We start from the raw sequence: 18081 nt of genomic DNA, 5'->3' as shown, positions 1-18081 counted from the left end.
GGCCATTTCGTCAACACCGCCCGTTACGCGTCCATGCGCATCCGAACCGATAAAGGTCGGAAATGGCGGCGCACCAACTGGATTCACGACAACGGCCAGCACACCGCAGGTCGCAATAGGAAAGGGATTGATCGCAATGACGGCGGTTACAGGAGCAGCGCAGCACCGCGCCCAGCCGGCACGGGGGCGGGTGATCAAGGCCCTACCAGCTGTCGCTGCGGTGACCATCGCAGGCCTGGTAGCAACCCCCGCCAACGCGGCTCCCTCTCAACCCGGGGTGACAAGCCCACAGGGCTCGCAGCCTGGGGTGACCACCACACCTCCCCCAGCTCCGGTAGTTCCCGCTCCCGTCGAAGACACCTACCTCCCGGGATATACACCGCTGTACGACTACTCCGGCGAAACCCGCACGGTCGACGACTACAACGCCGGTCGTCAGCAGTCGTCCTACGACACCTCCCCAGCGATCTACGACAGCACTCCGGCCCCGATCCAGGGCCCCTCCGTCACTGCTGATCCCGAGATCGCAGCCCCCGCCCCGGCGCCGGAACCAGCTCCCGTGCCCACGATCAAACGCACCAAAATCGTGCCGATCGATACACCGGAGAACACAGTTCTGGTCGGGGCGAACCCTGTCCCGTTCGACCCCGCGATCGTCGATCCGACGTTCGCTCGCCAGCTCTCCAACACCTTCCAAGCAATCCAGGCAGACGGTGGAAACCTGCTCGTCGACAACGGTTTGGCGGACGCACCGCGCGCAGACCGCATCGCTGCCGGCACCGTGGGCGGAGCCGTGACGGGCGGGCTCATCGGGCTCGGTGCCGGTCTCGTTCCCGGCACAGCCATCACCGCCGGCGGTACGGCAATCGGAGCCGGACTCGGTGTGGCCGCAACCCCGATATTGTCTCCCGCCGTCGTCGCCGTTGGGCCGGGTCTCTTCATTTTCGTTCCCGGGCTCGGAGCAGCCGTCGGCGCTGGTGCGGGAGCGCTTATTTCAGCGCCGATCGTCGCGACCACCACCGCCATCGGGGCGGTCACCGGCGGCTTACTCGGCGGCGCGGCCGCGGGCGGCGAAGCAACGATCATCGAAGAGCCAGCACCGGCACCTGTGCCTGCCATCGAGGCTCTCCCAACCGGCCCGTCTGCCGATCAGCTTCCGATAATTCCGGCCCCGTTGACCACCGAACCGGGCCCTGATCTGCTCGCGCAGGCGAACTCTGCTGTCCAGAACGCTGCACCACTGGCCAAGCAGGCTGTCAGCGATGCGAACACCTGGATCGAACCGGCAGCAACCGCGGTCCAAGGCTTCACGACGACTGTGCTTCAGCAACCCACCGTTGCCGATGTCGTCGCCGCGGCCGGTCCTGCCCTCGACCAGGTGGGCGCCACCCTCGCCGGCCTGCTGCCCGCCTGACCTGCTTCTTCGTCCCAGAGTATTCACGCCAGGAAGGACTACGCCAGATGTCGCGACGCTCCATGGCATCCCCGATCCCCAGTGCCACCGGCCCTGCCCGATCAGGGATGTCATCGGGTGGGCCATCACCCCACCCCACCAAATCCCGCTCTCGCCGCCGCCGACGACTGCTGTTCGCCTACCTCGCTGTCCTTGCTCTGATCTTCGGAGCGCTGATCGCCGCGTTCACGGGCGACGACGACTCCGAGACCACCGCGACCCCTGCTGTAGCCCTTCCCACCAGCGCCGTCCCGTCGACGACCGCGACCGTGGCCGCTGGCCCGGATTGCTCGATGCCCGCCGGGGATCAGAACACCGGCGAAGGCGTCATCGCCGCATTCGAACACGCCTACTACGTACAACGTTCCGGCGCAGCAGCCCACGCACTGGTCTCCCCCAACGCTCCATCGAGCGCCCCGTACACCGTCGTGACCAACCTCGACGCCGGGATCGCCACTGTCGCAGAAGGCACGACCTATTGCTTCGATATCGACCCGCTTCGCCCTGGGGTGTTCACCCTCACCCTCACCGAATCCGGTCCAGGCGGCCCCGGCACCCAGTATCGCCAACGCATCACCACCACCACCGAGGTCGACGGCCGCTACGTCATCGCCTCGATCGACCAAGCCTGAACCCACGAGAGGACCACTTCACATGACCAGTGCAGCCAACGAATGGGATCAGGCCGCCGCCGCTGTCCGCGACGCATCGCAGGACCTACGCACCGCAGACAGCGCAGACCTGCGAGCCTGGGCCGAACAGACAGGACTGTTCAGCCGCTCCATGTGGCCGAAGATCAAGCGCGAGCTCTACAAGCAGCTCGACGTCGACTACGACACCCTCCGCGCTCAGGAAGGCGAACAGGTCGCCGAGCAAGTCGCCCAAGCCGCGGTATCGGCACCGCTGATCGAACTCTTCACTGCCGGAGACGAACGCGGCAGCTTCGCCGTTGTCGGCAACGGTGAGGACACCGCCTGGTACGGCACCTTCCACGCCAAAGATGCCGTCTTCCGCCACGGTAACCAGGACTCGGCCGACGACTCCGCAGCCGGAAAAGCAGCGTTTCTCGCCGGCAAGCTCCGCGACGAACTCGGTGTATCCGCGATCCGGCTGATCCTGCACATCTCCAACCCGAACGTCGACGGCACCCGGTTGGCCGCGATCGCAGCCAAGAGCGGCGTCCACCTCGAGCGTCTCGACATCGACGACGACAACCCCGCCGCGGTGTGGTGCGAAGTCCCCGGACACCGCGCCTGGCAGGCGATTCGACTCAGCGACCTACTCGTCGAAGACGAGGAAGCAGAGGAGGTCAGCCGATGACCACCCGCGACCCCCACCACCCCGACTCCGAACACGAGGACAACAAAGTATCGGATTACCAAGCCGAATCGGCGGTCAACCTGCGCAATCAACGCTTGCGTCGTCCCGAAGCAGAGACCGATACCACCGAATCAGAGAGCGCCACAGCCGAATCGGACCAGGTGCCGGACCCCTACGGCGTCGGCCAGGACGCACTCGCGGCGGTAGAGACCCCAGACGTCGACCCCGACACCCTCTACCGGGCGAGGATGTTCGACCGACAGGACGAGGACCCGACCGTCGAACCCGCGACCTGGGGACTGCGCGGACGCGTCAACGCAGCACTCGGCATGCACATGCGCCCCAAGAGCGACACCCCGGAGGTCCGGTTCCGTCAGTCCGTTCACACTGTGCAGCAACCACTTCCGGGATGCTCGGTAGTGTCGGTGATGAACCCGAAAGGCGGCGCCGGTAAGACTCCGACCGCACTGATGCTCGGAGCGACATTCGGCAAGCACCGCGGCCAGGGTGTCGCGGTGTGGGATGCCAGCGAATCGACCGGCAGCCTCGGTGATCGTGCGGCCCGCACGACCGATCCGGAGTTGACGGTGTGGGACCTGCTCGCTCATGCGGGCGAACTCGCGTCGACGTCGGCGGTGTCCGGATCGCTGAACTCGTTCCTGCGCCGCCAACCCACGATGGACGATGTTCTCGCATCCGATAATTCGACCACCCAGTCGCGCAGTATCGGGTGGGACGAGTGCGCGGCGATCATGGCGGTGCTGCGTCGACACCGGGACCTGATCGTCGTCGACACCGGCAACAACCCGCTCGCGGAGAACTGGCAGTGGGCGATGCAGCATTCCGATGTTCTCGTCGTGCCCCTTCCTCTGCGGATGGACATCGCCAAGCAGGTGTATCTGATGCTCGACGGTGTCGCGGCCCGCGGTTACGGGCACCTGCTGGCGCAGACGGTGATCGTGACCTGCACGACCCCAGACTCCTCCCCGGAACTCTCGCAGGTGATCTTCGACGATCTCAGCGACCTCGGTATCGCCGCACACAACTTCGTCGAAGCACCGTACGAACCGGCGTTGGCGCGGGGTGGGCGGATCTCGTACAAGGATCTGCCCACCGCGACCATCGAGGGCTACACCAACGTCACTGCGCTGGTGGCCGACACCCTCGGCGACGCACGCCGCAAAGCCGCGTTCGAGTACTCCGATCCGTTCGCCCCCGAATCGCTCTATCGACATCCTCCGCAGGAAAACCTCTCGCAGCTCGCGCAGTGGGAGCGGCGACGACCTCGCCGCGGAGCGTGACCCGTTTCGAGTCCGTGTTCAGCACCCCAGGGAGAACCATGATCAGCAGCACCACCACTCGCGCCGGTAGCCGGTGGCATCGACCTCTCGCACAGATGGGCGCGGCGCTGGCCGCAGCATCGTTACTGGTGGCCACCGCGGTAGTACCGGCCGGTGCCGCGCCGTCGCAGTCCGCTGCGAGCTCGTGCGCGAAGTACGTCGCGGTCATGACTCCGGGCACCTGGGAGACAACCGCGGCCGCGAACCCGACGGTCCCGGTGGGGATGCTCAAGACGGTCGGTGAGGCACTGAAAGCGAAGTACGGCAACCAGATCGACGTCCTCTACCCCGCCTACTCGGCGTCGGCGTTCGATCAGGGCCGCACCTACGCTGACAGCAAGAAAACCGGTAAGGATTCGATCAACAACATTCTCACCTCGGCGTGCGCGAGCGCGAAGTTCCTGCTCGCCGGCTACTCCCAGGGCGCCGACGCCGCCGGCGACATCGCAGCGGAGATCGGCAACGGCCTCGGCGTGATCCCCGCCGCCCGAGTGCTCGGTGTCGGACTGGTCGCCGACCCGCATCAAGGAACCGCCGGCGGCACACTCGTCGGCCCGAAAGTCGACGGCCAAGGCATCGGCGGTGTCCGGCCCGAAGGCTTCGGCTCCCTCGCCCCACTGGTGCGCCAGCTCTGCGCACCGACGGACCTGTACTGCTCGACGAACGCCGGCACCGACGGACTGATCGCCGGTCTCGGCAAGGTCCTCGCCAACCCCACCGACAGTGAGAGCGCCGCCGCAACCGGGCCGTCGGCGTCCCTGACGATCGGCGGCTCCGCTCAAGGCGGGGTCACCGGCAGCACAGCGGCATCAGCAGGCTCGGCTGCGCAGGCCGGAACGACCGCGGCACCCGGTACCGGCACCGACGATTTCGCGTCCTCGCTGGTCTCGGACTTCTCCCGCGTCGACCTCACCGGCGCCGCGAGCACGGCGTCGGGCCTCTCTGATCGCATCGGATCGCTCCCGGAGACGGTCGGGGCGAACCGCTCGCAATCCCAGGTCGCCGGAGTCGAAGCCTCCGCTACCTCACTCGCCAATACTTTGTCCCCGGTCGCCGACATTCAATCGGTGATCGCCGCCAACCCCGGTATCCGGTCCGCGCTCGACACCGCCGCCGACGGCACACCGGAGAAGCAGACCGCAGGCGTGCTCAATGCGCTCGACCAGATCGACATCGCCGGAGCAATCAGCACGGCCACCTCGATCGCGGACACTGCTTCCACGGTGCTCGGCGGCACCGGCACCACCGCCGGGCTCGCAGACTCCGCGCAGGCACTCACCGGTCAGATCGCACCGTTGCAGTCCGTGGCACCGGATGCACTGACCTCGGCGACACAGGTCCTCTCACTGCTCAAGCCGAAAACGGTCGTGGGCCAGATCGTCAACGTCGCCACCGGCTTCTCCTCGATGGACTACCAGGGCATCGTGAACAACCTGATCGCGTTGCCGCAGAAAGTCGCCGCTCTCGACGTCCGCGAAGCGCACCGCATCGCCGGGGAGCTGAACAACCAGTTCGCACCGATCGTCAAGATGGCCGCCGGGGTGGATCTGCACACTCTCTCCGCCCTGGTGGCGATGATCCCGGACCCGTCCGGATCCGCACAGATCGCCTCACTGGTCCTGGGATTGCTCGGAGGCGTCGATGTCATCCGGTTGGCCAACGACATCGGGGCGATCCAGGAAGTCGGCTGGAAGATCCTCGAAACCGGCAACCTCGCCGCCGCCGCAGAACTCCTTCCGATCGGGCTCGATCTCGCCTCCGTCGCCATCGGCGTCGTCTCCGGATCCGGATCGAAGACCAGCCCCGACCAGCTCGGCGCGCAGACACAGGTCACAGGACAGTCTGCTGCGATCGGTCAGCAGGCATCGAGCGGCGACTTCGCCAGTCTCGCAGGCTCCCTCGTCTCCCTCGCGTCCTCTCCGGGCGCGGGTGATCTGACCGAGCTCGTCGGCGCGGGCATCGATGCCGCAACGTTCTTCGCCTCCGGAGCGCACCAGTCCTACAGCGACTTCACAGTCGACTCCACCGGCCGCAGCGCTCTGCAGTGGCTGATCGACTTCTTCACCCAAAAGCTAGGAGGCTGAACTACTTCCGACAACTCACTAGGCGGTGGGTCGAAGGTCGGCAGCCGGGCGGGCAGCCAGATCGACGACCACAACGCACATCACGCAGAGCACAACACAGCACAACCGGTGTCCGGGCGGGCATCGATCACATTTTGTCGATCGAATGAAGGACATGCACCCATGGCAGGATCGCAGAACGGCAAAGGTACGGCAGCGGGCGCGCTCAGCGCACTGCTGATCGCCGTCATCGCCGCGATCGCCTTCATCGGTGTCCTCTCCGGAGACCGGACACCACCAGACGACGAAGGCACCTGCCTACCCACCGGCGCTACGACTGCCCCACATTCGGGCACCGTGGTCATGCCGCTCCGCGAGGGCACCTACCAAGCGACGAGCCCGTTCGGGCCGCGCACCAACCCGGTCACCGGCGCCCAGGAAGGCCACCAGGGGCAGGACTACTCCGCCGCCACCGGCACCCCGATCTACGCGGCCACCGACGGCACCGTCGCAAAAGCCGGTCACGCCAGCGGTTTCGGTAACTGGATCATCATCGACACCACTGTCGACGGACAATCCCTCTCCACCGTCTACGGACACATGAACGACGACGGCGTCGACGTCACCGAAGGCGGCACCGTCACCGCCGGTGATCCGATCGGAAAAGTCGGCAACGCCGGACAATCCACCGGACCGCACCTGCACTTCGAGGTCTGGCCCGGAACCCGCCTCGCAGACGGCTCCAGCGCGGTCGATCCGGTGGCCTGGCTCGCCGCCTCCGGCGCTGCGGCACCCTCCGACACCGGCAGCGATGTCCTGGCCGCCGACACGAGCAGCCCGACCACCAGCCCATCGGCCGCGCCGCCGAAGCGGGCATCGAGCCGCGACGTGGCACTGGCAGCGTCGGCGAAACCCGGATGCGGCCAGCCCACCGGAACCACGGGACTGCGGCCCGGATCGGTACCCGCGGACTTCGAACCCTGGATCGTGAAAGCCGGCACCGTCTGCCCCGAGGTCACCGCACCGATCGTCGCAGCCCAACTCGAACAGGAGGGCGGCTTCGACGTCAACGCCCACAACGCCGGATCCGGCGCCGACGGGCCAGCACAGTTCATGCCCGCCACCTGGGCCGCGAAAGCCGTCGACGGCGACGGCGACGGCAGCAAGAGCACCCGCAGCATCCCCGATGCGGTGATGACCCAAGCTGCCTACGACTGCGAGCTCGCGGGCATCGCCAAGGAGTCCCTCGCCTCCGGCGCGCTGACCGGCGATCTGACCGAGCTGTACCTGTCGATGTACAACTGCGGCCCCGGCGCCACCCTCTCGCAGGGCCGGGTCTGCCAGAACACCGAAACCCTCGACTACGTCGCGAAGATCCCGCGCGCCGCGGCCGAGAAGTTCTCCGTCGCCGTCGCGGTCCACGACGCCGGCCCCGGTCTCGTGGCCGGTGGACCGTTCGGGAACAACGTCGTCGCAGCCGCGATGGCCTGGCTCGGCACCACCTACGCCTGGGGCGGCGGAGACCAGGGCGGACCGACCAAGGGTGTCAGTGACGGCGGCGGCCGCGCGGACATGATCGGCGACTTCGACAAAGTCGGCTTCGACTGCTCCGGCCTGGTGCTCTACGCCGTAGCGCAAGCCTCCGGTGGGGCGATCGTTCTCCCGCACCAGGATTCCGCGCAGATCGCCGATCCCCGCGGCCGCGTCGTCGCCACCGCAGCAGAACTCGCGCCCGGCGACATCATCCAACCCCACTCCGGTCACATCTTCATCTGGCTCGGAAACAACCAGGTCGTCGAGGCTCCCCAGTCCGGCGACGTCGTCAAAGTATCCGACTGGACCCCGCCGCCCACCGGCCTGACCGCACGGAGATTCGGATGATCACCACCCGCACCATGCTCGTAGCACTGCTGCTCACCGCCGCAGTCCTCACCGGCTGCACGGACACCACCGGGGCGAACAACGACGGCCAGACGATGCCCAGTATCCCGGCGCAGCAATGGAACCCCGGCTCACCCGATCCGCAGGCGAATGACCCGGTCCGCACTCCCGCCCCCGCCGCGACCGCACTACCGAAGACCGCTCCGGCTGTCGACCGGGAAGATCCCGACGCCGTCGCGGCCGCGGCGTTGTCGATCTGGTTCACCTGGAACACCGCCGTCGACAGCGGACCCAACGATGCAGCGGCCCGCACCGCACCGCTGCTCACGGCCGACTATGCCCGCGAAATCACCTCCACCACAGCGCAATCGAGCCCCGGCGCCCAGTGGCTGTCCTGGGCCGCCGACGGCGTGGTCCTGACCCCGGCCTTGACCGTCGACGACGAACCGACACCGCCGCAGACCGAGGAGCTCGCCTACCGCGCCTACCGCGTCACCCAGAGCGTCGCCGGCGCGCTAGTGAGCGAATCGATCGTCGCAGTCGTGCTCCGACACGGCACGGACGGTTGGGCGGTGAGCCGCATTCAAGACAAATAGCGCTCCTCGAACCCTCACCGACCCCCGTTCCGTTGGAAAGGAAAGTGCCATGAAACTCACCACATCACCCGCGCCCATCACGGCAGGGCGCCCCAATCACCGAATCCGCCGCGTACTCGCAGTGCTCACGATCACCACAGCGCTGACCGTCCTCGCCGGCGGTATCGCCTCCGCTCAAGCAGTCAACCCCTTCGACGGGGTCAGCCCCGATGTGAGCTTGTTCGGACCCGCATTGAATCAGACGTGGAAGCGCCTGTTGGCCGCAGTGTGGGGTGCGTGCATCGCTTTCGCCGGGTTCTCCGTTTTGACCTCGTTCCTGAAGGTCCGCAAAGCCCGCGGCCGGAACATGCCGAGCGATCTCTCGGACGCCTCCGATGACCTGAAGCTCTCGTTCTACATGTTGGGAGGCACCGCGGCCGTATCTCCCATCGTCGGGGCATTGCTGTTCCTGGTTCAGCCTGCCGCCTGATCCATCCGACCCCATTCGACACCCCGTCGATCGACCCCACCGATGCGGCTGCAGCCGCAGAAAAGAGAAGTACTCATGGGAAACGACTACCGCAACGTCACCTCCGACACCTCCGGCCCCGTCCCTTCCGACGCAACCCGTGCAGCCTTTGCACGCACCGACCCTGGACGCAACTATCGGCGACGAGCGCCGTTCGTCGCCGCGGCCGCCGGCATCGCCGTCTTGGTGATTGCACTTGTCTTGGTCATCACGCTCGGTGGCGGCTCGGCACGTGATGGCAACGGCGGAAGCAGTGACGCTATCCGCGCCGTGCACGGACCGACCACGGTCAACGACGGTGTGCCCAGCGGCTACACACGCGACGAGCAGGGAGCATCGACCGCCGCGGTCAACACCATTCAGGCAATCGCGCAGGCCGGTCAGGGCCGTGTCGAGATGAACGATGTGCGCTCGGCCATGATCGTCGCTGAGCCGGGTCGAAATCTCGCCGATGCTCTCGCTATCGAGAGCAACCGCGACGAAGACGACGATGTGCTCTCGCTTCTTCCCGGTGCGGTGACGGTCACCTCGTTCACCCAGGATGCCGCCCAGGTGTCGATCTGGACGATCGGGGTCGGACAGTCCGAGATCAACGACACCGGCAAAGTCGCTGTCTCGACGACATATTCGACCACCGACCTGTCCCTGGTGTGGCAGGAGGGGGATTGGAAGGCCCAGGACTGGTCGTTCCGGCAGGGCCCTCGCCCCGAGGACGCCTCCTACCCGACCGCTGATTCGACTCTCGGTGGCCAGTTGACCGCCGGGTACTACACCTTCTACATCGACTAGGAGAGAACATGATTCGTCGTCTCGTTCTAGCAGTGGTCATCGCCGCTCTGGCGGCCCTGTTCGGGCCGTCCGCACTCGCGTCCGCACAACCGACGCCAGTGCCCGAACCCGGTGCGGTGACCGGCCAACAAACCGCAACCCGGCTACCGGAACACTTCCCTGCCGATCTGAAGAAATTCATCGGCGGCACAGAGGAATTCAAGACCGGTCCGTGGTTCACCGGCAACTGCAAGGAACAAGGCGGCGACCTCGGGCTCTACATCTCCGAAGCTCTCTCGAACGAGAACCGGCTCATGTACTGGACCGCGCCGGACGAGCAGAAGGTCGACATGATCGGCGGCGCCACCCTTTCTGCGGGCAGTGAAAACGCAGCCATCGACACCGTCGACGAGGCGAAGAAAGCCGTCGCCGACGGCGCCGAACCGCCTGACGACGCACTCCCGACCGTCTTCCCGGCCGGCGATACGAGCTTTCATCCACCGACCGGTACGTGCGCTGCCGATCTGACCCGGTGGGGTACGAAAGAGTGGAGCACCTGGGGCTTCGCGTGGGCGACGACTCCCGACGCGGACTCTCTGACAGCGATCGAGGAGCTGCCCGGCGCCGACATAGTTCCCGACGCCGCGTGGTCGGACCCGTGCTCGGAGGGGTCCGGTGACCAGTACTGCATGCACGCCTTCTTCGTCGACTGCGGACAAGCGAGCTCGGAACGCGATGTTCGCCAGTGCCAGGACTGGAATCTGGCGATCGGACGGCTGTTCATCGGCACCGCCAACTGGATCGATCAGAACACCGGTTTCACCGAACGGGTCAAGCAAGCGGCGAGCATCGTCATCGAGTCGACGCCGCAGTACAAGCTCGGCAAAGCCTACGTACAGGCATTCTCCTGGGTCACCGGTGTCGCGGGTGATGTGGTCGATTTCGTCACGGACCCCGCCACCGTCATCGACGACTGGGCCAACTCGACCAAAGCCGGAGCGCTCTCCCTCACCGACGCAGTCCTGCGAGGGCTGACCAGCACCGGCGACTTCGATCCGACCCAACCCTGGTTCCTGACCTGGTACGTCGCCTCGACAGGGCTGGGAATGATGGTGATGTCCTTCGCGGTGTTGATCGCGATCGCCCGATCGCGGCAGAAGGGCTCCCCGGCCGAGCTGGTTGCGAACGTCTTCGGCTATCTCCCGGCCGGGTTCATGATGATGCTCTTCTCCCTCACGGCAGCTCAGTTTCTGATCGAGATCGCCAAGGCCGTCACCGACGGGATCACCGCGTTGTCCGGATCGACGGTGACGGAGATGGTCGAGAACATCTACAACTCCATGTCCGCGATGAACAGCGAAACCGTCGTCGGTGGATCGATCGTCGGGTTCCTCTTCTTCGGTCTGCTGCTGCTCGGCGCTCTGTCGGTGTACCTCGGGCTGCTGATGCACCAGATCGGCCTGCCACTGGCCGCGTGCGTCGCCGGAATCGGGTACGGCATGTGGGTACACCCCACCTGGCGCGTCAAAGCGCTACGCCCGGTGCTGACCTTCGTCGGCTTGGTGTTCAGCAAACCGCTGCTGTTCCTGGTCATCTCGATCGTGCTCGCCGCAGCGAACAACGGACTGCTCAACGGCGGCGGCGGATCCGGCGATCTGACCTCCCTCGGGTCCCTCGCTCTGGTCGGGACGGCCATGGTCGTCGTGGGCCTCGCACCCTGGGCACTGCTCAAGTGGGCACCGATTCTTCCCACCAAAGCGGATTCGGAAGGTTTCGGCTCCGGCGGTGGGTCGATCGCCGGCGGTGTCGTCGGCGGTCTCGGGAGCTCGGCGCTGTTCCGTAGCCGCAGCGGCGGAGGAAGTAGCGGGGGCGGCGGCGGAGGAAGTAGCGGGGGCGGCGGCGGAGTAGATGGTGCCCGGCGCTCGACACCCTCGGGCAGCGGTGTCGACGCGGCCACGCGTACGCCCCACGCAGCCGAGTCCGGTGGATCACACGCCGGCGGCGGTTCTGCTCCGCACACCCCGCAGCACGACGGCGCCGCCGCCGCATCCACGGCCGGTGGTGGTGGTTCGAAGATCGGCATGGCCGGACGGCTCGGCGGCAAGCTCGCCGCGGGCTCGGTCGGGGCCGTGGCCACCGCAGGCGCGGTGGCGGTGCCGATCGCCGCGCAGTCCGCGGCCGCGGCGATGAACAAAGCCAAGAGCTCCGCCGAATCCTCGGCGTCGGAATCGGAAGGCAGGTAAGTACCCGGATGAGTACCGACACCACGCACGAGAGCGTGCAGCGCACCTCGATCCTCGGCGGCGAGATCGCCCGCCGCGGGTTGACCGGAATCGCGGCACCGGTGCTGATCACCTGGTCGACCGCCCTGGTCGGCGGGATCACCGCGTACTTCGTCATCGGCGGCGGCACCCTCGCCGTCGGGTTCGTCGCGCTGCTCTGGCTCGGGGTGTTCGCGGCGACCTTCGAGTTCGGTGATCGCTCCTACGCGGCCACGACACTGCACAGCCTGCGCACCTGGTCGCGCACACGCCGCGGCGAACACATCTTCCGGCACCCACTCGATCCTGCCTACGGTCAGCCCGGCCTCGACCCAGGCTGGGAGTACCCGGTCCCGTTGGGCCGCACCGAGCCTCTCGACGTCGCGGGCACCGGGTTGGACGAGATGTTCATCGTCCGCACCGCCAACCCAGGCGAGCGGCCTTACTGCACGGTCGTTCTCGCCGTCCAAGGCCTCGCCGGAGGTTTGCGCACCGATGCCGCGTGGGCGAGCACGTCGGAGAAGTTCGGCCGGTTCGGAGCCTCACTGGCCAAGGCGACCTCACTGATCCGTGGAATTCAGATCCTGCACCGCTCGATCCCCGCGGACCTGACGATGCACGAGGACTGGGTCGAGCACCAGGTCGAAGCCCTCGGCGACCTGCGGTTGTCCGCACCGGTCGCCTCGTACGGAAACCTGCTCGACACCATCCGCCCGCACACCGAAGAACACCGCGCGTACGTGGTGCTCAAGTTCCCGCAATCGGATGCGTTCGAAGACGCAGCATCTCGCGCTGCAGGCGGTAAGAACGCCCGCTTCGAAGGTGGCATCGCCCAGGTCGTGCGTGATGAGACGATGCGGGCGGTCTCCAAACTCGTCTCCGCCGGATTCGGGCGCGTGGAAGTCCTCGGAGAGCAGCGCACCTGCGCGGTGATCCGCGCGTTCATCGACCCCACCCACCGGCTCGACCGGCACCAAGGCGCACGGTGGAGCAACTGCTGGCCCTCCTATATCGGCGGCGAGAACGCTGCGGTGATATCCGGCCGCTGGCACACCCGCGTGGGAATCATGCCGCCGGCGAGCATCGAACCGGTCGAACTCGGCCCACTGTGGCTGGCGCCGCTGTTGACCGGTGTCTCCCCCGACCCTGGCGACGACGAGACAGCACCGTCGCCGACGATCCGAACCATCAGTGTCCGAATGGATTTCGTGCGCGACAAGATCGCCCGCGAGAGCGCATCGCACGACTTCACCCAGGACGAGGCCGCCCAGGAAACCCAACGCCGCAGAGGCAAGATCGGTGACGGGTCGAGTGAGGTGATGGCGACCGCATCGGGCCGACGTCGCCAGGACCTGAAGCCCGGATCCGGGCATCACGGCGTCATCTACTCGATGGCGATCGCCGTCACCGGGCGCGACGAGGACGACCTCGAGCGTGCCTGCATGCGCGTGAGCGAATCGGCCGACGAGTCGGCGATCAAGACCATCGATTGGCAGAGCGATGACCACGACGTCGCCCTGTTCGCGACCTTGCCCCTCGGCCGCGGTCTGGCCGTCACGCGATACACCAAGTAGGCCTGGAGCATTCGACATGCCATCTTCCGCCACCACCGGCCCGGCGACCCATTCGCGGCCATCTGCACGGGGCCGCAGCCGACTGTTCGCAGACACCGCGCAGCACCTCGGCGAGGGCACGCGTGTTGTCGATGCCGTCGACACTCTCCCTCGTCCGGTAGCCCGCAGGAAACCGCCCCGTCGCCGCAAGATCCTCGACCGGTTCGGGTGGTACGAACCCCGCCCGGAAGGTGCGTGGACTACCACAAGGCAGGGCGAAGCACTGAACCTGGCGATCAGTCGCCGCAGTGTTCGCCATCAAGGCCCGATCACCGGATTGAACCGGATTTCACAAGATGTGGTGATCACCGATCCGTTCGAGCTCTACGGCACCGACATCTCCAACATCAACGTCTGCATGGTCGGCGACATCGGCAAGGGTAAATCGTCGCTGATCAAGACCGGTTCCTGCTGGCGGCAACTCATTTTCGGCCGCCAGGTGGTGGTGATGGACAAGAAACGACAGGGCACCGAGGGTGAATACTCGGTGTTCGCGCGCGTGCTCGGCGTGCAATCGGTCCGGTTCAAAACCGGCGGCGGCGGCGCACGGTTGAACCTGCTCGACCCGGCGATCACCACCGGCGGTGAACACGCCGGAGGCCTCGACGGCGTCACCCCGGCCGGTCAGGAAGCGCTCGTGCTCGCCGTACTCGCCGACACGATGGAACGCCCGCTGACCACCTCGGAGAAAAGCGCCGTCGGCCGGGCACTCGAACTGGTCAACCAGGAAGCCGCTGCCGCCGGCCGCGAACCGATCCTCGAGGATCTCGCGCGTCGTCTCATCGAACCCCGGAGCGGCGACGGGGATTACTTCGGTGACCGCTGGGCGCAGCGATCCCTCGAATGGGGATACGAACCCGGCCTGGCGCTGCTACGCCTGGTCGACCGCGACCTCAAGGGCCTCGTCGACGCACCCACCTCCCCGGAGGTCCGCGAAGCGCTCGAGCATCCGTTCGCGCACTTCGACATCTCCGCCCTTCCGACCGAAGGACCCGCGCTGAGGGTGGTGATGACCGTCATCAACACCTGGCTCGCCAACCTGCTCGCTGCCCGCTCGTCGATATCGAAGCAGACCATCCTCATCGTCGAGGAAGGCTGGCACGTCGCCGAGGGTTCGACCGGCAGCGTCTTCCGATCCAACATGAAACTCTCACGCGGACTCGGGCTCTCGACCGTCTCTGCCTTCCACCATCCCTCGGACATGTCCAAGGACTCCCCCGCACGAGCGCTCATGCAGGAAGCGGGAATCGTGTTCCTGTTCGCGCAGGAACGCTACGACGACGCCCGTGAAACCGCCGAGATGTACCACCTACCAGCGGGATCGGTGGAAATCATCATGGGCCTCGGCCAAGGCGAATGCCTGGTCAAGATCGGATCCGCCGACCCCATCCTGATGGAACACGTCCGCTCCCCCGAAGAGATCGCACTGACCAACACCGACGAAGCCGTGAAAGGAACGAGAGCCGCATGAACCCACCACAGGTGATGACCGAACAATCACCGCCGGCCGACGCACTCCTGCACTGGGCTGCATTGATCGCCAAAGCCGCTGTCCTCGACGGCTTCATCGACCTCGATTCCGAGGCCCGAAACGACATTCCCCGTATCGGGTTCCGAACTACTCCCGCGAAAGGACAAGTCCGATGACGCGCAGGACGCCGCCGCCGCGGCCGAGAGAGCCGATCATCGCGTCCGAGGCGGTGACCATCGCCGTGTTCGTGGTCGGGTTGCTGTTCGCGGTCGTCGGCGGCGGACTGGTCTCCTCCGTGGCCGCGGGCACGGTCGTTGCGATGCCGGGCAACGGCGGCGAGCTCGCCGAGATCTTTCTCGGCCTGATCACCCATCCCGGCGATCCCGCCTCGGGCTGGCCCGACGGCGCCCAACCCGGTCCGGCGTGGATCACCTGGACCTGCATCATCGTTCTCGGCGCCGCGTATACGGCCGTCGCACTCTGGATCAACTCCGAACTCGACGACCGGCGCTTTCGCCGCGAGCAAGCCGAACGCGGTTTCGCCACCCGCAAGGACCTCGCCCGCGCCGGCATCGACGCCAAAGGCGTGCGTAAGGCCGCGACGCAAACCCGAGCATCGCTCAAAGACGTCTCACCCTCTCGGCTCGATCCCGCGGAGGTGGCGATCCTGTTGGGCTACAACGTGATGGATCCCGATGTCGCGGTGTATCTGAGGCAGAACGACTGCATGCTCGTCGAAGGTGTCACCGGATCCGGAAAGACCTGGCGGCTGGCGTATCAACGCTGCATGGACGCACCCGGCCCGCTCCTGGTCACCACGACCAAGGTCGATCTGATCTCCGCGACCTACGAGCACCGATCCGCGCTCGGTGAGATCGGGATCTTCGATCCGGACAACATCACCGGCTGGCCGACTCGGCTGCGCTGGTCCATTCTCTCCGGGTGCCAGGACCCCGACGTCGCAATCCGCCGCGCCCAAGCACTGGTCGGGGCGATGCCGATGGGAGATACGAAGAACGGCGGCTACTGGGAAGACAAGGCCGTGGTGCTGCTGCGCTGCTACCTCCACGCAGCGGCGATCAGCGGCGCGGGCCTGGGCACCCTGCGGGTGTGGGTGAACTCCCGCAAGGGCCGTGAGCCACGCGAGATCCTCGCCCGGTCGATGCCGGAATGGGAAAGCGAACTCGCCCAGATCCTCGACTCCGGATCGGACTCCTCCGACGACATGATCGGCGCCGCCAGCAGACTGCTCGCACCGCTCGCCTCGCAGGCGTTGATGGAGGCGATCGACGTCCCGATCCACCAGTCGTTCGACATCGAGGCGTTCATCCGGTCCGGTGCCGACACGCTGTATCTGGTCTCCAAAGGCAAGGACAACTCGGCCGCACCGTTCGTCGCCGCGCTGGCCACAGAAGTCCACTACCTCGCCGATCGATACTCTCAAACGCTGCCCGGTGGCCGATTCGATCCCCCGATCCGGTTCGAGCTCGACGAAGTCAACAACGTCGCGCCCATACCGGGTCTGCCGGATCTGATGTCGGACTCCGGTGGCCGCGGCATCACCATCCACGCTTACGCCCACAACGAGGAACAGAACAAGCTGCGGTGGGGCCCGGTCGCGGGCAAGATGTTCGCCGACAACTCCCCCGCCCGTTTGATCCTCCCTGGTCTCAAAGGTGAGGAATTGCAGGCGATCTCACGGATGCTCGGTGACCGGTTCGAGTGGCAACCCTCCGGCAACAAGCAGAGCGGGCCGACGCTGCGGGAAGTCCCGATCATGACTCCAGCCGAGATCCGCACGATGGAGCCCGACACCGGGCTGCTGATCTACCGGAATGCGCCGCCGATCCTGGTGTCTCTGCGGTCGGTGTGGGACGACAAGGACACCCGAGCCGCGGTCCTGCATTCGCAGGAGGTGTTCGGCGACATCGTCTCCGGCCGGGAATCAGTCCATCGTGCGGAGCGATCTGTTGCCGTTGTTCTCGACAAGGTCAGTGACGGGACGCAGGTCTCGTGACCGCCGCCCAGGAATCCGCGGAGGAAACCGAGGAGCTCGAACCGTCCCGGTTCACCTGGCGCTACCTCGACACCGAGCAGGCCCGGCAACTGTGGGAGGAGTTGATCGACTGGACGGCGTGGATTCGGGAGCGCTACGAGCTCGAGGTCAAGATCCCGCCGTGCTGGTACCGCCACAGTCCCGTCGTCGAAGAACTCTCGGCATTGATGGTGGCCTGGACCGACGCCTACTACCGGGGCGATGGGTACCGCGACGACCTCACCGCCTGGCACACGCAATGGTTCTGGCCGGTCGTGCACCGTATCCGCACGATCAGCGACTTCGAGACGTGCACCCATTCCCGGTGCGCGCACCGGCCGGTGCAGCCTGCCACCCTCGACGGCCTCGACGAGTTCATCGCCGCCGACGTCGACGGCCGTCCCCCGCCGGCGCCGACGCCTGCACCGGTCCCGACTCGGTCGCTGCAGCCGGTGGCGGACATCACTTCCGCGCAGGAGGTGCGCAGCATCCCGGCCGACGATATGGAGATGGCGATCGACTCCGGCCTCGCCGAGCCGGTCGACCCCGCCGATCCCGACAGCGATGTGAGGTTCGAGGACCTCGTGTGGAGGTTTCACGGCCGACTCGGCGCGTGGATTCCCGCTCCCCCGACCTGACAAAAGCTGCGGTTCGACACTCCAGGGGTGTCTGCACGCTGATGTGCATCCCGCCCGGATACATCACGTGCATCTCAGGCATCGCCGCCACGGGCGTTGCACCGCTGGCCTCCGATCGACCGAACATCTCGTCC

General features: G+C 66.5%; 15 protein-coding genes. All 15 read left to right on the top strand.

Features of this window, described 5'->3' with window-relative positions; genetic code table 11:
• The first annotated feature begins 136 nt into the window (after nt 1-136).
• Nucleotides 137-1414, top strand: a complete 1278-nt coding sequence (locus tag CH289_RS21905) for a hypothetical protein (RefSeq protein WP_256977433.1) — start codon at nt 137-139, stop codon at nt 1412-1414.
• Nucleotides 1415-1461: 47 nt separating this feature from the next.
• On the top strand, nt 1462-2085 hold the full coding sequence (locus CH289_RS21900) for a hypothetical protein (protein ID WP_256977431.1): 624 nt from the start codon (nt 1462-1464) through the stop codon (nt 2083-2085).
• 22 nt (nt 2086-2107) lie between these two features.
• Entirely contained in the window at nt 2108-2773 is a 666-nt protein-coding gene (locus CH289_RS21895) for a hypothetical protein (RefSeq protein ID WP_094728569.1), read from the top strand.
• The gene (locus tag CH289_RS21890) at nt 2770-4074 is read left to right on the top strand and encodes a MinD/ParA family ATP-binding protein (RefSeq protein WP_094728567.1); all 1305 of its coding nucleotides are present in this window, start codon (nt 2770-2772) and stop codon (nt 4072-4074) included. The genes CH289_RS21895 and CH289_RS21890 overlap by 4 nt, the downstream gene beginning before the upstream one ends.
• Before the next feature lie 38 nt (nt 4075-4112).
• Entirely contained in the window at nt 4113-6197 is a 2085-nt protein-coding gene (locus CH289_RS21885; protein WP_094728577.1) for a cutinase family protein, read from the top strand.
• A 162-nt stretch (nt 6198-6359) separates the two neighbouring features.
• A complete protein-coding gene (locus CH289_RS21880) occupies nt 6360-8057 on the top strand; it encodes a peptidoglycan DD-metalloendopeptidase family protein (protein WP_094728565.1) in 1698 nt (565 codons plus the stop codon).
• Nucleotides 8054-8653, top strand: coding sequence for a hypothetical protein (locus CH289_RS21875; RefSeq protein ID WP_094728563.1), 600 nt, complete (start codon nt 8054-8056; stop codon nt 8651-8653). The genes CH289_RS21880 and CH289_RS21875 overlap by 4 nt, the downstream gene beginning before the upstream one ends.
• Before the next feature lie 49 nt (nt 8654-8702).
• Nucleotides 8703-9122, top strand: coding sequence for a hypothetical protein (locus tag CH289_RS21870; RefSeq protein WP_094728561.1), 420 nt, complete (start codon nt 8703-8705; stop codon nt 9120-9122).
• Between the two features lie 75 nt (nt 9123-9197).
• A complete protein-coding gene (locus tag CH289_RS21865) occupies nt 9198-9950 on the top strand; it encodes a hypothetical protein (RefSeq protein WP_094728559.1) in 753 nt (250 codons plus the stop codon).
• Between the two features lie 8 nt (nt 9951-9958).
• On the top strand, nt 9959-12172 hold the full coding sequence (locus tag CH289_RS21860) for a hypothetical protein (RefSeq protein ID WP_094728557.1): 2214 nt from the start codon (nt 9959-9961) through the stop codon (nt 12170-12172).
• 8 nt (nt 12173-12180) lie between these two features.
• Nucleotides 12181-13764: an SCO6880 family protein gene (locus CH289_RS21855; protein ID WP_094728555.1), complete on the top strand. Its 1584-nt coding sequence runs from the start codon at nt 12181-12183 to the stop codon at nt 13762-13764.
• A 16-nt stretch (nt 13765-13780) separates the two neighbouring features.
• Nucleotides 13781-15274, top strand: a complete 1494-nt coding sequence (locus CH289_RS21850; protein WP_094728553.1) for an ATP/GTP-binding protein — start codon at nt 13781-13783, stop codon at nt 15272-15274.
• Complete coding sequence (locus CH289_RS21845; protein ID WP_094728551.1) at nt 15271-15450, top strand: hypothetical protein; 180 nt, start codon at nt 15271-15273, stop codon at nt 15448-15450. Before CH289_RS21850 ends, CH289_RS21845 begins: the two co-directional genes overlap by 4 nt.
• Complete coding sequence (locus tag CH289_RS21840) at nt 15447-17291, top strand: type IV secretory system conjugative DNA transfer family protein (RefSeq protein WP_094728549.1); 1845 nt, start codon at nt 15447-15449, stop codon at nt 17289-17291. The genes CH289_RS21845 and CH289_RS21840 overlap by 4 nt, the downstream gene beginning before the upstream one ends.
• A complete protein-coding gene (locus CH289_RS21835) occupies nt 17288-17947 on the top strand; it encodes a hypothetical protein (RefSeq protein WP_094728547.1) in 660 nt (219 codons plus the stop codon). The genes CH289_RS21840 and CH289_RS21835 overlap by 4 nt, the downstream gene beginning before the upstream one ends.
• The last annotated feature ends 134 nt before the right edge of the window (nt 17948-18081 follow it).

The sequence above is a fragment of the Rhodococcus sp. RS1C4 genome, assembly GCF_002258225.1.
Taxonomy (GTDB): Bacteria; Actinomycetota; Actinomycetes; order Mycobacteriales; family Mycobacteriaceae; genus Rhodococcoides; species Rhodococcoides fascians_E.
This window is presented reverse-complemented; position numbering and strand designations above follow the sequence as displayed.

What these genes read in the sequence shown, in the direction of transcription:
- CH289_RS21905 (WP_256977433.1), top strand. Translation starts at nt 137, where the DNA reads ATGACGGCGGTTACAGGAGCAGCGCAGCACCGCGCCCAGCCGGCACGG.
- CH289_RS21900 (WP_256977431.1), top strand. Translation starts at nt 1,462, where the DNA reads ATGTCGCGACGCTCCATGGCATCCCCGATCCCCAGTGCCACCGGCCCT.
- CH289_RS21895 (WP_094728569.1), top strand. Translation starts at nt 2,108, where the DNA reads ATGACCAGTGCAGCCAACGAATGGGATCAGGCCGCCGCCGCTGTCCGC.
- CH289_RS21890 (WP_094728567.1), top strand. Translation starts at nt 2,770, where the DNA reads ATGACCACCCGCGACCCCCACCACCCCGACTCCGAACACGAGGACAAC.
- CH289_RS21885 (WP_094728577.1), top strand. Translation starts at nt 4,113, where the DNA reads ATGATCAGCAGCACCACCACTCGCGCCGGTAGCCGGTGGCATCGACCT.
- CH289_RS21880 (WP_094728565.1), top strand. Translation starts at nt 6,360, where the DNA reads ATGGCAGGATCGCAGAACGGCAAAGGTACGGCAGCGGGCGCGCTCAGC.
- CH289_RS21875 (WP_094728563.1), top strand. Translation starts at nt 8,054, where the DNA reads ATGATCACCACCCGCACCATGCTCGTAGCACTGCTGCTCACCGCCGCA.
- CH289_RS21870 (WP_094728561.1), top strand. Translation starts at nt 8,703, where the DNA reads ATGAAACTCACCACATCACCCGCGCCCATCACGGCAGGGCGCCCCAAT.
- CH289_RS21865 (WP_094728559.1), top strand. Translation starts at nt 9,198, where the DNA reads ATGGGAAACGACTACCGCAACGTCACCTCCGACACCTCCGGCCCCGTC.
- CH289_RS21860 (WP_094728557.1), top strand. Translation starts at nt 9,959, where the DNA reads ATGATTCGTCGTCTCGTTCTAGCAGTGGTCATCGCCGCTCTGGCGGCC.
- CH289_RS21855 (WP_094728555.1), top strand. Translation starts at nt 12,181, where the DNA reads ATGAGTACCGACACCACGCACGAGAGCGTGCAGCGCACCTCGATCCTC.
- CH289_RS21850 (WP_094728553.1), top strand. Translation starts at nt 13,781, where the DNA reads ATGCCATCTTCCGCCACCACCGGCCCGGCGACCCATTCGCGGCCATCT.
- CH289_RS21845 (WP_094728551.1), top strand. Translation starts at nt 15,271, where the DNA reads ATGAACCCACCACAGGTGATGACCGAACAATCACCGCCGGCCGACGCA.
- CH289_RS21840 (WP_094728549.1), top strand. Translation starts at nt 15,447, where the DNA reads ATGACGCGCAGGACGCCGCCGCCGCGGCCGAGAGAGCCGATCATCGCG.